Genomic DNA, 14,570 nt, shown 5'->3' with positions numbered 1-14,570 from the left:
CGGCCGTCGCCGCGCGGCCGACGAGGACGACGGCGCCGCCGGCACGGCACTGGCGGGCTGGGCGGGGGCCAGCGCCCACGGCTTCGACCGGCACCGCACGAGCCTGCGCACCCGCCTGACCGCCGCCGCGCCAGCGTCGTCGGCGGACGCGCTGCGCGCCGCGCTGCCCCACCTGGCCGCGGCGCCCCGACCCGCCGACGGGCACGGGACGGGCCGGGCGGGCGTTCCGGTCGCCGGCCGCGCCGACGCGGGCACGCGCCGCGACGGGTACGACGCGACGCGCGCGTACGAGGCGGGGGTCCACGAGCGGCTCGACGGCGCGCTGGACGGGGCGCGGGTCCGGCTCGCCGCCGCCCGGGCAACGCTGGACGAGGCCGCCGACTGGTGCGCCGCCGTCACCGCGGGCCACGACCCGCTGGCCGCCCGGCTGCCCGCCGACCCGGCCCTGGCCGGCCAGGTCATCAACGCCGGCGACCTGCTCGTGGTCGCCGGCACCGGCCGCGACGACACCGTGCGGGTCACCCGCGACCCGGCGACCGGCGGGCTGGTCGTGACCGTCAACGGCGTGTCGCGCGCGGTCGCGCCGGGCACCCGGCTCGTGCTGCGCACCGGGGCGGGCGACGACCTCGTCGAGATCGACCGCGACGTCGCGGCGGGCGTCACCGTGCTGGCCGGGGCGGGCGACGACGACATCACCGGCGGGGGCGGCGACGACCTCATCGCGGGCCTCGACGGCGACGACGTGCTGCGCGGGCGGGGCGGACGCGACCGGGTGGCGGCCGGCGCGGGGCGTGACTACGTGGACGGCGGGGCGGACGCGGACACCCTGCGCGGCGGGGACGGCGACGACACCGCGTACGGCCTGGACGGCGACGACCGGCTCGCGGGCGGGGCCGGGGTCGACTACCTCGACGGCGGGCGCGGCGACGACCTCATCGCGGGCGGCGCCGGCAACGACGCCCTCATGGGCGGGCGGGGCCACGACAGCGCGTGGGGCGGGTCGGGCGACGATCGCCTCTACGGCGGCGACGACCCGGACACGCTGGCCGGCGGTACGGGCGCGGACGTGGCCTACGCGCAGGCCGACGACGTCCGGACCGGCGCGGAGCGGGACGTGGCCGTGACCCCCGTCGGGGTTGGCACCGTGCGGATACACGGGTCGGCCGAGTTCGTGGCGCGGGTGGAGTCCGACCTGGACGCCCTGCGCGCCTCCCCGGTCGGCGCCCGGATGCTCGAGGCCCTGCGCGACGACGCGGCCCCGGTGCTCATCACGGAGACCACGGACCCGAACGGGTACGCGTGGCCCGACCGCAACGTCCTGGGCGGGGTGACCACGGCGCGCGTGGCGGTCAACCCGCAGTTCCAGGCCGTGGTGGGCGGACCCCCGGTGACCGTGCTGTTCCACGAGCTCGCCCACGCCTACGACCACGGTCGCGACGCGCTGCCGGAGGGCGTGCACCACGGTGCGGACGACCCGGGCACGCCGAACGCGGAGCGGGTCGCCGTGGGGCTGCCGATCGACCATGACAACAACCCGGCGACCCCGCCGCGCACCACACCGACCCACCCGGACGACCTCACCGAGAACGCGCTGCGCGCCGAGCTGGGCGTGCCGCCACGCCCGCGCTACGGGTAGCCCGCCCGTACCGTAGGGACATGGAGATCGACGAAGCGCGCGCCTTCCTGCGCGCCCACCACCGGGCGGTGCTCGCCACCCGGCGCCCGGACGGGGGTACGCAGCTCACGCCCGTACTCGTGGGGGTGGACGGCGCGGGGGACGTGGTGATCAGCACGCGGGAGACCGCGGCGAAGACGCGGTACGTGCGGCGGGACCCGCACGTGAGCCTGTGCGTCATGACCGACGGGTTCTTCGGGCCCTGGGTGCAGGTCGACGGCGAGGCGACCGTCGTGTCGCTGCCGGACGCCATGCAGCCGCTGGTCGACTACTACCGCGACCTCAGCGGCGAACATCCCGACTGGGACGACTACCGTGCCGCGATGCAACGCGAGCGCCGGGTGATCATCAAGGTCCGGCTCACGCACGCGGGACCCGACCGGCACGGCTGAGTCGACGGATCTACCTACCCCTATGCTGCGCGGGTGACCGTGATCCGCACCGACGACTACGGGCGCGTGGCCCGCGAACGGCTGCCCGCCGACGTGTGGGACTTCATCGAGGGTGGCAGCGGCGACGAGCTGACCCTGGCCGCGAACGCGGCGGCGTTCCGGCGGGCGCGCCTGCGGCCCCGGGTGATGGTCGACGTCTCCACGGTGGACACCACCCGCACCCTGCTGGGGTCCCGCCTGGCCACGCCGATCGGCATCGCACCGACGGCGTACCACCAACTGGTCCATCCGGACGGCGAGGTCGCCACGGCCGCCGGCGCCGACCGGGCGGGGGCGCTGTTCGTCGTCGCCATGTTCGCCAGCCGCACGCTCAAGGACATCGCCGCGGCGAGCGCCGCGCCGCTGTGGCTGCAGCTGTACTGGCTGCGCCGTCGCGACGCCATCGCCGACCTGGCCGAGCGGGCCGCGGACGCGGGCTTCGCCGCGCTGGTGCTGACGGCGGACGCGCCCCGGCTCGGCCGGCGCCTCCGCGACGTGCGCAACGGCTTCGCCGTCGACGGCCGGGTGCGCGCGGTGAACCTCGACGCCGCGCTCATGGCCGCCTCGCACGACCGCCGGGCCGGGGCGTCCGCGCTCGCAGCGCACGCCGCGCAGACCTTCGACCCGTCGCTGACCTGGGCGGACCTGGCCTGGCTGCGGGAGCGCTCGGCGCTACCGGTGCTCATCAAGGGCATTCTGACCGGCGAGGACGCGGCGGCGGCCGTGGCCCACGGCGCGGCCGGGATCATCGTGTCCAACCACGGCGGCCGCCAGCTCGACGGCGCCATCGCCGCGCTCGACGCGTTACCCGAGGTGGTGGACGCGGTCGCGGGCGCGTGCCCGGTGCTGTTCGACGGCGCCGTGCGGGGCGGGCGCGACGCGCTCGTGGCCCTGGCCCTGGGGGCGGACGCCGTGCTGGTCGGCCGCCCGCCGCTGTGGGCGCTGGCCGCCGGCGGCGCGGACGGCGTCGCGGACCTGCTGACCGGGCTCACCGACGAGCTCGCGCACGACATGGCGCTGGCGGGCCGCCCGACGCTCGCCGACGTGGACCGCCGGCTGATCTGGGGGCATTCATGATCGAACTTGACCGGGCGGACCTGCACGCCGCCATCACCGACCCGGCCGCCACGTCGATGACGTTCCTCAACGAGGTGGCGGGCCGGTTCCCGGACGCGATCTCGCTCGCCGCCGGGCGCCCGTACGAGGGGTTCTACGACACGGCCGACGTGACGACGTTCCTGGACGCCTACGCCGAGCATCTCGCCGCCCGCGGGGCCGACCGGGCCGCGGTGCGCACCCAGCTCATGCAGTACGGGCGCACGAACGGCCAGATCCACGGTCTCATCGCCGCCATGCTCGCCACGGACGAGGGCATCCGCGTGCCGCCCGAGGCCGTCGTCGTGACCGCGGGCTGCCAGGAGGCGATGGTCATCGCCCTGCGCGCCCTCATCGCCGGGCCGCGCGACGCGCTGCTCGTGCCGTCGCCCTGCTACGTGGGCATCAGCGGCGCGGCGCGGCTGCTGGGCGTACCGATGGTGAGCGTGCCCGAGGGCCCCGGCGGGCTGGACCCGACCGCGGTGGCGGTCGCCGCGCGCGACGCGCGGCGGGCGGGACTGCGACCCCGGGCCCTGTACGCGTTGCCCAACTTCGCCAACCCCAGCGGCGTCTCCATGCCGGTCGCGGCCCGCCGCCAGCTGCTCGCGGTGGCCGCCGCCGAAGACCTGATCATCCTGGAGGACGACCCGTACGGGCTGTTCGGGCTCGACGACACGCCCCGGCCGACCCTCAAGGCGCTCGACGAGCGCGGCCAGGTGATCTACCTGGGCTCGTTCGCCAAGTCGTGCTTTCCGGGCGCCCGGGTGGGCTTCCTCGTCGCCGACCAGGCCGTCGTCGACCGCGACGGCCGGCGCACCCTGCTCGCCGACGAGCTGGCGAGCGTCAAGAGCATGCTCACGGTCAACACGTCCGCGATCGCGCAGGCCGTCATCGGCGGCATGCTCGTCCTGGCCGGGGGCAGCCTGCGCGCCGCCAACCACGACAAGATCGCGTTCTACCGCCGCAACCTGCGCGCCCTGCTCGACGCCCTCGACCGGCACCTGCCCGCGCCGCTGCGCGAGCGGTACGGGCTGAGCTGGAACGTGCCCGACGGCGGGTTCTTCGCGGTGCTGGACACGCCGCTGCCCGCGGACGAGGCGCTCGTGGAGCGCTCCGCCCGCGAGCACGGCGTGCTGTGGACGCCGATGAGCTTCTTCTACGCCGACGGCGCCCCGAGCGGGGCGATCCGCCTGTCGTGCAGCTGGCTGGAGCCCGACCGGATCGACGAGGGGGTGCGCCGCCTGGCCGCGTTCGTCACGGCGGAACTGGTCACGCCGGCGCGCTGAACCAGGCGACGAGCTGGGCGGCGGCCTGGTCCTGGGCGACCCGGCCGCTGTCCAGGTCGCCGGCCATCGCGAAGAACCCGTGCACCATGCCCTCGTACCGGCTGAGGGTGACCGGGACGCCGGCCTCGCGCAGGCGGTGCGCGTACGCCTCGGCCTCGTCGCGCAGCGGGTCGTACTCGGCGGTGATGACGAGCGCCGGGGGCAGGCCGGCGAGGTCGGGCGCGCGCAGCGGGGACGCCAGCGGGTGCGCCCCGTCGGCGGGGTCGGCCAGGTAGTGCGACCAGTACCAGTCGACGGACGTGCGGTTGAACAGCAGCGGGTCGGCGTTGTCGCGCATGGACGCGGTCTGGGAGCCGTACTCGGTGTTGGGGTAGACGAGCAGCTGGCCTACCAGCGGCGGCCCGCCGCGTTCGGCGGCGAGCAGGGTGACCGCGGCCGCGAGATTGCCGCCCGCGCTGTCGCCGCCGACGGCGAGCCGCCGCGGGTCGGCGCCGGCCGCGTCCGGGTTGGCGGCGACCCACTCGACGGCCGCCAGGCAGTCGTACACGGCGGCCGGGAACTTCGCCTCGGGCGCCAGCCGGTAGCCGACCGCGATGACCTGGCACCCGGCGCTCGCCGCGAGGGCCCGGCAGATGCCGTCGGAGGTGTCGAGGTTGCCCAGCGTCCAGCCGCCGCCGAAGAAGTAGACGAGGGTGGGCAGCCGGTCGCCGGCCACGGGCCGGTAGCGGCGGATCGGCACGGGCCCGTCGGGGCCGGGCACGGTCTCGTCGAGCACCTCGCGGACGTCGATGACCGCGCCGCCGCCCGCCTGGATGGAGGCGAGGTCGGCGGCGCGCGCCTCGGCGAGGGACAGCGTGTAGAGCGGGGGGACGCGGTCACGTTGGCGCCGGGCGCGGGCCGCCTCGACCTGGGGGTGCAGGGGCACGGCTCCTCCACGGGTAAGGGATCGACGCGGCTGATGATAACGACGCTGCATATCAACGTCGAGATTGTCTCTCATATTTATAGATGTCTATTAGAGAACTTTGCTTCACTGAGCGAACAAGGCGTTTTTCCGCGCCAAGGCGACATGACGCCCGTCCACAAAAGACCGTCAGCGAGGCGTTGCGCACGAAATCCGGACAGGGCGGGAAATTGAATTGATGCTTGCAGCTATTTAAATCACGTTGTTACGCTGCCGGCGCGTCGAGCGATGACGGGGCGTGTCGGTACGGTAGCTATTCCATGCAGGCCACTGACCTCGATGCGACCACACCCAAGGGTTGATCGCTGGAGGCCGTCATGTCCGCTGCGGGCTGGGTCGACGAGCTGCTGCTCGCCGGACCGGACGACGCCGCCTGCGTGACGCTGGGTCGTTCGCTGACGCGGGCCCAGCTGCGCCAGGCCGTGTCCGAGCGCCAGGAGGCGCTGCACGCGGCCGGGCTGCGTGCCGGCGGCACGGTGGCCCTGCGGATGCCGCCGTCGCTCGCGTTCGTGGCCAACCTGCTGGCCGCGTGGCGCATCGGCGCGCAGGCGTCCCTGCTCGACCACCGGCTCACCCCGTACGAGGTGGACAACGCGCTCGCCCGGCTCGCCCCGCAGGTCGTGGTCGCCGGCCAGGCCGCCCCGGGCGGCGCCCTGCGCGCGTTCGCGGAGGTGACCGAGACGGTCACGAAGCACCCGGGCGCTCCCGCCGCCACGGCGCACGCGCTCATCCAGCTCAGCTCGGGGTCCACCGGACCGTCCAAAGTGATCGGTCGCACCGCGCAGAGCCTCGCCGCCGAACTCGACCGGTACTCGCGCATCGACGGGGTGCCGCGCGCCGGGGAGCGGATCGTGCTGCTCGCCTCGATGGTGCACGTCCTCGGCCTGGTCGGCGGCCTCATGTACGGGCTGCACACCGGCGCCGAACTGGTCGTGCCCGAGCGGCTCACGGTCGACGCGATCGCCGACGCCATCACGGCCAGGCCCAACCCGGCCACCCTGATCGGGGTCCCGTTCCACATCGAGCTGCTGGCCAGCGTGACGACCGCGCCGCCGCTCCCCCAGCTCATCGGCATGACCACCGGCGGCGAGCTGGTCCGCGCCGAGGTGCACGAGCGCTTCGTCGACAGGTACGGGGTGCGGCTGGGCAACATGTACGGGATGACCGAGGTCGGGGTCATCGCCACGGACCTGTTCGCCCGCCACCGCCCCGAACTGACCCCCGCCCCGGGCCTGCGGGTGAGCGAGGTCGGCGGCGAACTGCGGGTGGCCCTGCCCGAGTCGCCGTACGTCGGCGCGAGCGCCCCGGACCGGTTCGTCGACGGCTGGCTGCTCACCCGCGACGCGGGCGCGGTCGACCCGGACACCGGCCGGTTCCGGGTGCTGGGCCGGCTGGACTCCCAGGTCTCCGTCGGCGGGCTCAAGGTCGACCTGACCGAGGTGGAGCACACCCTCGCGGCGCTGCCGGAGGTGGCCAGCGCGGTCGTGCTGCACGACGGCGCCATCGAGGCGTACGTGGTGCCCGCCGACCCCGGTGCCGACCGGGAGAAGGTGGCGGAGGCGATCCGGGCGGGCCTGGCCGAGCGGCTGGCCGCCTTCAAGCGCCCGCGCACCCTGCACGTCGTCGACGCGCTGCCCCGCACGGCCACCGGGAAGCTCGTGCGCGATCGCGCGGCGCTGCGCACCACGGTCTCCGCCCCGGCGGTGTCCTGACCGCCGGCCGCCGACGAACACCCTCCCGCTCGGGCGCCCGTCGGCGGTGCCCGCGATCCGTCACGCCCCCACAACGAAAGGAAACCCCAGATGAGCAGTGAGATCAGCACCTTTGTCGTCGAGTCCCTCAAAGAGATGAACTACGACGTCGACGGGATCACGGAGACGACGACCCTGGGCCCGGCCGGTGCCGACCTCGAGTCGCTCGCGCTGGCCGAGCTGACCGTACGGGTCGAGGACCGCTTCGGCGTGACCTTCAGCGAGGAGGAGGCCGAGGAGCTCGCGGGCATGACCGTGGGCGAGTTCGCGGCGGCCGTCGCCGCGCGCGCGGGCCAGCTCAGCGCCCCGGGCGAGTGACGTGCCCACTCTGCCCGAACGGGACGACCTCGTCGCGATGCTCGCCACCTTCGGCGACCGCGACCCCGCCGCCGTTCCCGAGCAGCTTGACTCGCTTGAACTGGCCTGGCTCGTGCACCAGGTGGAGCAGCTCTACGCCGTACGGCTCGACCTCGACGACGACGCGCTGCTGCGCATGGTGACCGTCACGGACGCGCTCGCCGTGCTCCGCGACGCCGTGGCCGGGCAGGCGCCGACGCCCGCCAGTGGACCGCCCCATGCCTGACGCGCGCCCTCCGGCGGCCGTCACGGGCGTGGCCGCTGTCAGCGCCCTCGGCCCCGACGCCGAGACGCTGCTCGCGGGCGCGCTCGCGGGCACGCCGGCGTTCGCGCCCGTGCGTCGCTTCGACGTGGCCGGCCGCCGGGTCCAGGTGGCCGCCACCGCACCGGGTCACCCGGACCTCGCCGGCGAGCTGGCCGGCGTCGTCGACCGGGCCTGCGCCGCGGCCGGGTTGGACGCGGACGCGCGCCGCGACATCCCGCTGCTGCTCGCGGTGCACGCCCACCCGGCCATGGCCCGCGCCGGTGACCGGGCACCCCTGACCGCGGCCGCGTTCGCGCACGCGTTGGCCGTGCGCTGCGGCCTGGCCGGGATCACCCGCGCGTACACCAGCGCCTGCGTGGCCGCCAGCACGGCCGTGGCCGACGCGGCGGCGATGCTGGCACTCGGCCACGCCGACCGGGTCATCGTGGCCGGCGGCTACCTGGTCGACCCCGACCAGTTCGCCGTGTTCGACGCCGGGCGGGCGCTGGCCCGCGACGGGCAGGTGCGCCCGTTCAGCGCGGGGCGCGGCGGCATCCTCCTCGGCGACGGGGTCGCGGCCGTCGTGCTGGAGACCCCGGCGGCAGCCGCGCGCCGGGCCGCGCCCGTGCTCGCCCACGTGGCGGGCTGGGGCCGGGCGGGTGACGCCTTCCACGTGTGCCAGCCGCGCCCCGACGCCGCCGTGCCCGCCCGCGCGATCGCGGCGGCGCTGGCCCGGGCGGGCGTCGACGCGGGGGCGGTCGGCTACGTCAACGCGCACGGCTCGGGCACCGCGGCCAGCGACGCGGCCGAGGCCGCCGCCCTGCGCGCCGCCCTGGGGGACGTGGCCGCGACCGTGCCGGTCAGCTCCACCAAGTCGGTGCACGGCCAGGCGCTGGAGGCCTCCGGGCTGCTGGAACTCGTCGTGACCGTGCTCGCCCTGCGCGCCGGGGCCCTGCCGGTCAACGCCGGCTACCGCGACCGCGACCCGGACTGCCCGCTCAACGTGGTGACCGAGCCGCGCGCCGCGCGGCCCGATTACGCCCTGAGCCTCAACAGCGCGTTCGGCGGCGCGAACACGGCCCTGCTGGTGAGGGCCGCGTGAACGCCACCCTCACCCGGGACGCGGGCCTGCTGGGCGGCCTGATCGCTGCCGCGCACGAGGCCGGGCTCACCGTCCGGTCGGCCGCCGCCTGGCCGGCCGGTCCCGACGACGCCCTGCCGTCCCTGCCGGGCTTCGTCGACTCGACCTTCAGTCCGCTCGTCGCGGCCGTGGCGGCCAGGTGCCTGTCCCACCGCGAGCCGGCCGACCCGACCGCGCTCGTGCTGCTCAGCCCGTTGGGCGACGTGGCGACCGCGGTCCACCTCGCGCACGCGGTCGACCACGGTGAGCGGGTCGGGCCCCTGCTGTTCTTCCAGTCGGTGCCCAACGCGGTCGCCGGGCACGTCGCCGCCCGCTGGGGCCTGCGCGGCCCGGTGGTGTGCCTGAGCGCCGACGCGTCCGGGCTGGCGGCCGCCGCGCTGCTGCTCGCCGACGGCGACGCCGACGCCGCCCTGGTGATCGTCGCCGACCAGGCGCCGCCCGGGTCGGCCGCGACCGACCGGGCGGCCGCGGTCCTCGTCACCGCAGTCACGCCGGTCACCGCAGTCACGGGAGGAAAAGCCTCATGAGTACGGCCGTTGTCACGGGAATCGGGCTGGTCACGCCGGTCGGCAGCAAGTCGGCCGACGTGTTCGACGCGCTGTGCGTGGGCCGGTCGGGCCTGCGCCGCCCGCCGGAGGGCCACCCGGTGGCCGGCGCGACCGAGGTCGCCGGGATCGGGCCCGAACTGGACGCCACGGAGGTCCTGCCGGCGACCGAGGCACGCACGGTCGACCGGTACATCGTCATGGCCCTGCACGCGGCCCGCGACGCCCTCGCGGACGCCGGCCTGCGCGTCGGCGACGACGTGGACGCCGACCGGATCGCGTGCATCATCTCCGGCACCGGCGGCCTGGCCACGCTGGAGGCGCAGGTCGTCACGCGCACCGCGAAGGGCCGCGTGGGCGTGAGCCCGTACCTGCTGCCGGGGATGCTGCCCAACATGGGCGCCGCCCGGGTGGCGATCGCCCACGGCATCCGGGGATTGAGCTCGTCGGTCGGTACGGCCTGCGCGGCGGGCGCCCAGTCGATCGGCGAGGGCCTGCGGCTCATCCGGGCCGGCGAGGCGGACGTGGTCGTGGCCGGGTGCAGCGAGGCCCCGCTGTTCGCCACGCTCGCCGACACGTTCGGCAACGCCCGGGCCCTCGCGCGCGGCTGGGCGGCGGAACCGGAGCGGGCGTGCCGCCCGTTCGACCGGCGCCGCAACGGCCTCGTGCTCGCCGAGGGCGCCGGCGTGGTCATCCTGGAACGGCCGGAGTTCGCGGCCGCCCGCGGCGCGACCGCGTACGCGCAGCTGCTCGGCTGGGGCGCCACCACGGACGCGCACCACCCGACGACGCCGCGGCCCGACGGGGAGGGCGCCGCCGCGTGCATGCGGCGCGCGCTCGCGGACGCGGGCGTGGCCACGACCGACATCGGCTACCTCAACGCCCACGGCACCAGCACCAAGCTCGGCGACGCGGCCGAGGCGCTGGCCATCCGGACCGTGTTCGGCGCGCATGTGCCGCCGGTCAGCTCCAGCAAGGCGGTGACCGGGCACATGCTCGGCGCGTCCGGCGTCGTCGAGGCCGCCGCGTGCGTCGAGGCGCTGCGCGCGCAGCTGCTGCCCCCGACCCACAACCTTGACGACCCCGACCCGGCCTGCGAGCTCGACCACGTCCGCTCGGCGCCGCGCCCCGCCGCCGTGGCGTACGCCATGTCGAACTCGTTCGGGTTCGGCGGCCACAACATCAGCCTCGTGTTCGGCCGCCCGTCCCCCGGCCGGACCCGCCAGCCAGAAGGAGGCGGACAGTGAACATCCTCGGCATCGACCATATCGAGATGTACGTCGGTGACGCCCGGCAGACCGCGTACGTGCTGTGCACGGCGTTCGGCTTCCGCGTACGCGGGCAGGGCGGCCCGGAGACCGGCCTGGCCGGCCAACGGTCCCTGCTGCTGGGCCAGGGTGACATCCGGATCCTGGTCACCACGGGCCTGGCGGCCGACCACCCGGCGGCCGAGTACGTGGCCCGTCATGGCGACGGCGTCGCCGTCATCGGCTTCGGCGTCACGGACCTGGCCGAGGCGTACGCGACCGCGCTGGCCGGCGGCGCGACCGGCCTGCTGCCGCCCGCGGAGCACGGCCAGGGCGTGCGCACCGCCATGGTGTCCGGGTTCGGCGACGTGACCCACCGCCTCGTCTCCCGCGCGGGGTCCGCCGACCCGTTCCTGCCCGGCGCGATCGACATGATCGCCCCGGACCCCGACCACGGCGACGAGCTGCTGCAGCTCATCGACCACGCGGCCATCTGCCTGCCGGCGGGCGAGCTGGATCCCACGGTGGATTTCTACACGGACGCGTTCGGGTTCGGGGAGATCTTCTCCGAGTACATCGAGGTCGGCGAGCAGGGCATGGAGTCGCGGGTGGTGCAGAGCCCGTCCGGGGGCGTCACGTTCACGCTCATCCAGCCGGACACCAAGCGGTCGCGCGGCCAGATCGACGACTTCGTGGCCTGGCACGGCGGGGCGGGCGTACAGCACCTGGCGTTCGCCACGGACGACATCGTGCGGGCCGTGCGGACCTTCGCCGACCGGGGCGTGGGGTTCTCGCGACCGCCGGCGAGCTACTACGACGTGCTCAACGATCGCGTCGGCGAGGTCGACGTGCCGCTGGCCGAGCTGCGCGACGTCGGGGTCCTCGTCGACCGCGACCACTGGGGCCAGCTGTACCAGATCTTCACCCAGTCGCTGCACGTGCGGCGCACGTTCTTCGTCGAGCTGATCGAGCGCCACGGGGCGCGCACCTTCGGCAGTCGCAACATCCGCGCCCTCTACGAGGCCAAGGAGCGCGAGCTGGCCGCCCAGCGCGAAACGGCCGCTTCCTGACCCGTACCCCCGCATCTTCTGGAGGAACCACCGATGACCAGCACGGCCATGTCAGGACTGACCAGCGCGGACGCCGCGCTGCTGCCGACCGACGAGGAGGTCGCCGCGTACGCCGAACGCGGCTGGTACCTGACGCGCAAGCTGCTCACCGACGACGAGGTCGACGAGCTCGTCGAGGCGAGCGAGAAGTTCTACGCGGGGGCGCGCGACCGGACCCTGCCGAGCCGGCCCAAGCGGCTGGCCTACTGGGAGCCCGAGCACGGGCCGGTCCAGCGGCACAACGACTACATCCACTACGAGTCGGACGCGATCGCGCGGATCCTGCGCAAGCCGATCATCGGCGCGGTCGCGGCCCGGCTGGCGCAGGCCCAGGAGATCCGGGTGTTCCAGTCGACCCTGATCCTCAAGCCGCCGCGCCCGGAGGAGCCCACGAACGTCGTGCCGTGGCACTTCGACAAGCACTACTGGCAGTCCTCCACGTCGGAGCGGATGCTGACCGCGTTCATCCCGATGCACGACTGCGACGAGGTCATGGGCACCATCACCATGGTCGACGGCAGTCACCGGTGGACCGAGATCGGCGCGGATGACACGACGACGCGCCACTTCGCCGAGCGTGACAAGAGTGAGCTGGAGGACCTGCTCGCCCGCAACGCCGCGCACAACGGGGCAACCGTCAACAAGGTCCCGATGGTCATCCCCAAGGGACACATGAGTTTCCACCACTGCCGCACGTACCACGGCAGTGGCCCCAACCGTGGCGCGACGCCCCGCCGGGCGATCTCGCTGCACCTGCAGGACGGCGAGAACGCGTACCGGGCCTTCCCGCTCGCCGACGGCGGCATCGTCGAGTACAACCACGACTCGCTCGTGCGGCGTACCCCAGACGGCCGGCCCGACTACGCCGACCCGGAGTTCTGCCCCGTCATCTACCGCACTCCCGCCTAGGAGGTCCTTCGTGTCTCGCTACGACTGGGGTCAGACGCACCCCGGCATAGAACGGCTGGAGAAGGCCGTGGAGCCGGCCCGCCAGCGGGTCATCTCCCACCCTCTCTACGCCAACCTGGACACCCACCCCGCGATCGTGACGTTCCTGGAGCACCACGTCTACGCCGTGTGGGACTTCATGTCCCTGCTCAAGTCGCTGCAGCGGTCCCTGACGTGCGTGGAGGTGCCGTGGGTGCCCACGCCGCTGCCCGCGAGCCGCCGCCTCATCAACGACATCACCCTCGTCGAGGAGTCCGACGAGCTGGGCGGCGGCTTCATCAGCCACTTCGAGCTGTACGTGCAGGGCATGGCGCAGGCGGGCGCCGACACCGCGCCGATCAACGCGTTCATCGAGCTGATCCGGACGGGTACGTCGGTCGACGCGGCGCTGACCAGCGCGGGGGTTCCCGACCCGTCGGCGTCCTTCGTCCGCAGCACGTTCGCGTTCATCTCGACCGCGGCCGTGCACAGGCAGGCCGCCGCGTTCGCGTTCGGCCGCGAGGACCTCATTCCGGACATGTTCAACCAGGTCATCGCCGTCAAGGAGCAGGGCCACGCCCTCGACCTGTTCGTCGACTACCTGGCCCGCCACATCGAGGTCGACGGGGAGCAGCACACGCCCATGGCGATGCAGATGCTCGCCGACCTGTGCGGCGACGACGACGCCAAGTGGCAGGAGTGTGTCGACACGGTCAACGACGCGCTGTCCGCGCGGGTGCGGCTGTGGGACGGCATCCTGGCCGCGATCAAGCAGGGTTAGATCGTTGGAGAGTACGACGGTGACCGGGTCCCCCGCGGTGGCGGCGGACCCGGCCGCCCTCTACCGGGTCGTCCGGCTCATCCGGCGGTTCGAGGAGCGGGCGATCGACCTCGTGCGCAGCGGCGAGATCGTCGGGGGCATCCACCCGTACATCGGGCAGGAGGCCATCGCGGCGGGCGTGTGCGCCGCGCTGCGTCCCGAGGACCTCATCACCAGTACGCACCGCGGCCACGGGCACGTGCTCGCCAAGGGCGCCGACCCGGCCCGCATGATGGCCGAGCTGACCGGCCGCTCCACCGGCCTCAACCGGGGCCGGGGCGGGTCGATGCACGCGGCCGACCTGTCGCTGGGCGTCCTCGGCGCCAACGGCATCGTCGGCGCGGGCGGGGCCATCGCCGCCGGCGCCGCGTGGGCGGCGTCGCGACTCGGCGGGGACGGGCCGGCCCGGGTCGCCGTCAGCTTCTTCGGCGACGGCGCGGTCAACCAGGGTGTCCTGCTGGAGGCGTTCAACCTGGCCGCCCTGTGGCGGGTGCCGGTCGTGTTCGTGTGCGAGAACAACGGGTACGCCACGACCCTGACGGTCGCCGACGCGGTGGCCGGCGGGGTGTGCGACCGGGCGACCGCGTTCGGCATCCCGGCCGTGTCGGTCGACGGCATGGACCCGCAGACCGTCCTCGCGGCGGCGGCCCCGCTCGTCGAGGCGGCCCGCGCCGGGCTCGGACCGCAGTTCCTGGAGTGCCACACGTACCGCTTCGACGCCCACCACACGTGGGAGCACAAGGCGCGCCCCCGCTACCGGTCCGAGGCCGACGTGGCCGAGGGCCGCTCGCGCGACCCGCTCGACATCCAGGGCGCGCGGCTGTCCGACGCCGACCGCCTGGTCATCGACAACGAGGTGGAGCGCGTGATCGCCGACGCGGTGGCGTTCGCCCTGGGCAGCCCGCGCCCGTCGCCGGTCGACGCCCTCGAGTTCCTCTACGCCTCCGGTTTCCGCCCGCGCCCGGGAGTCAGCTGACC

General features: G+C 74.7%; 15 protein-coding genes. 14 read left to right on the top strand and 1 reads right to left on the bottom strand.

All coding sequences use genetic code 11. The features are described from left to right. The 4 genes from ABD191_RS06365 to ABD191_RS06350 all read left to right on the top strand — a co-directional run. On the top strand, positions 1-1,636 hold a 1,636-nt coding region (locus ABD191_RS06365; protein WP_344077856.1), incomplete at its 5' end, for a M91 family zinc metallopeptidase. A 20-nt stretch (positions 1,637-1,656) separates the two neighbouring features. Then, on the top strand, positions 1,657-2,067 hold the full coding sequence (locus tag ABD191_RS06360) for a PPOX class F420-dependent oxidoreductase (RefSeq protein WP_344077854.1): 411 nt from the start codon (positions 1,657-1,659) through the stop codon (positions 2,065-2,067). 33 nt (positions 2,068-2,100) lie between these two features. Further along, positions 2,101-3,183, top strand: a complete 1,083-nt coding sequence (locus ABD191_RS06355; RefSeq protein WP_344077852.1) for an alpha-hydroxy acid oxidase — start codon at positions 2,101-2,103, stop codon at positions 3,181-3,183. Further along, complete coding sequence (locus ABD191_RS06350) at positions 3,180-4,487, top strand: aminotransferase-like domain-containing protein (protein ID WP_344077850.1); 1,308 nt, start codon at positions 3,180-3,182, stop codon at positions 4,485-4,487. The genes ABD191_RS06355 and ABD191_RS06350 overlap by 4 nt, the downstream gene beginning before the upstream one ends. On the opposite strand, the gene ABD191_RS06345 is transcribed toward ABD191_RS06350, so the two are convergent. Continuing rightward, positions 4,471-5,463: an alpha/beta hydrolase gene (locus tag ABD191_RS06345; protein WP_344077848.1), complete on the bottom strand. Its 993-nt coding sequence runs from the start codon at positions 5,461-5,463 to the stop codon at positions 4,471-4,473. The two genes, ABD191_RS06350 and ABD191_RS06345, sit on opposite strands and share 17 nt — an antisense overlap. Before the next feature lie 305 nt (positions 5,464-5,768). Between ABD191_RS06345 and ABD191_RS06340 the strand changes: the two genes are divergently transcribed. The 10 genes from ABD191_RS06340 to ABD191_RS06295 all read left to right on the top strand — a co-directional run bounded on the left by ABD191_RS06340 (position 5,769) and on the right by ABD191_RS06295 (position 14,568). Further along, a complete protein-coding gene (locus tag ABD191_RS06340) occupies positions 5,769-7,163 on the top strand; it encodes a class I adenylate-forming enzyme family protein (RefSeq protein ID WP_344077846.1) in 1,395 nt (464 codons plus the stop codon). A gap of 90 nt (positions 7,164-7,253) precedes the next feature. Then, the gene (locus ABD191_RS06335) at positions 7,254-7,520 is read left to right on the top strand and encodes an acyl carrier protein (protein ID WP_344077844.1); all 267 of its coding nucleotides are present in this window, start codon (positions 7,254-7,256) and stop codon (positions 7,518-7,520) included. A gap of 37 nt (positions 7,521-7,557) precedes the next feature. Then, positions 7,558-7,785 carry a hypothetical protein gene (locus ABD191_RS06330; protein ID WP_344077869.1) on the top strand — a complete coding sequence of 76 codons (228 nt, stop codon included), beginning with the start codon at positions 7,558-7,560 and terminating at the stop codon, positions 7,783-7,785. After that, positions 7,778-8,905: a beta-ketoacyl synthase N-terminal-like domain-containing protein gene (locus tag ABD191_RS06325; protein WP_344077841.1), complete on the top strand. Its 1,128-nt coding sequence runs from the start codon at positions 7,778-7,780 to the stop codon at positions 8,903-8,905. Before ABD191_RS06330 ends, ABD191_RS06325 begins: the two co-directional genes overlap by 8 nt. Before the next feature lie 41 nt (positions 8,906-8,946). Further along, a complete protein-coding gene (locus ABD191_RS06320; RefSeq protein WP_344077867.1) occupies positions 8,947-9,471 on the top strand; it encodes a beta-ketoacyl synthase chain length factor in 525 nt (174 codons plus the stop codon). Continuing rightward, positions 9,468-10,736: a beta-ketoacyl-[acyl-carrier-protein] synthase family protein gene (locus ABD191_RS06315; RefSeq protein ID WP_344077839.1), complete on the top strand. Its 1,269-nt coding sequence runs from the start codon at positions 9,468-9,470 to the stop codon at positions 10,734-10,736. Before ABD191_RS06320 ends, ABD191_RS06315 begins: the two co-directional genes overlap by 4 nt. Further along, a complete protein-coding gene (hppD, locus tag ABD191_RS06310; RefSeq protein WP_344077837.1) occupies positions 10,733-11,806 on the top strand; it encodes a 4-hydroxyphenylpyruvate dioxygenase in 1,074 nt (357 codons plus the stop codon). Before ABD191_RS06315 ends, hppD begins: the two co-directional genes overlap by 4 nt. Positions 11,807-11,839: 33 nt before the next feature. Then, the gene (locus ABD191_RS06305; protein WP_344077835.1) at positions 11,840-12,754 is read left to right on the top strand and encodes a phytanoyl-CoA dioxygenase family protein; all 915 of its coding nucleotides are present in this window, start codon (positions 11,840-11,842) and stop codon (positions 12,752-12,754) included. Between the two features lie 10 nt (positions 12,755-12,764). Continuing rightward, positions 12,765-13,553: a DUF3050 domain-containing protein gene (locus ABD191_RS06300; protein WP_344077833.1), complete on the top strand. Its 789-nt coding sequence runs from the start codon at positions 12,765-12,767 to the stop codon at positions 13,551-13,553. A gap of 19 nt (positions 13,554-13,572) precedes the next feature. Continuing rightward, complete coding sequence (locus tag ABD191_RS06295) at positions 13,573-14,568, top strand: thiamine pyrophosphate-dependent dehydrogenase E1 component subunit alpha (protein WP_344077831.1); 996 nt, start codon at positions 13,573-13,575, stop codon at positions 14,566-14,568. The last annotated feature ends 2 nt before the right edge of the window (positions 14,569-14,570 follow it).

The organism is Luedemannella helvata, from assembly GCF_039528415.1.
GTDB classification, from domain to species: Bacteria; Actinomycetota; Actinomycetes; order Mycobacteriales; family Micromonosporaceae; genus Luedemannella; species Luedemannella helvata.
The sequence above is the reverse complement of the archived record's forward strand: the minus strand, read 5'-3'. Positions and strand labels throughout refer to the sequence as shown.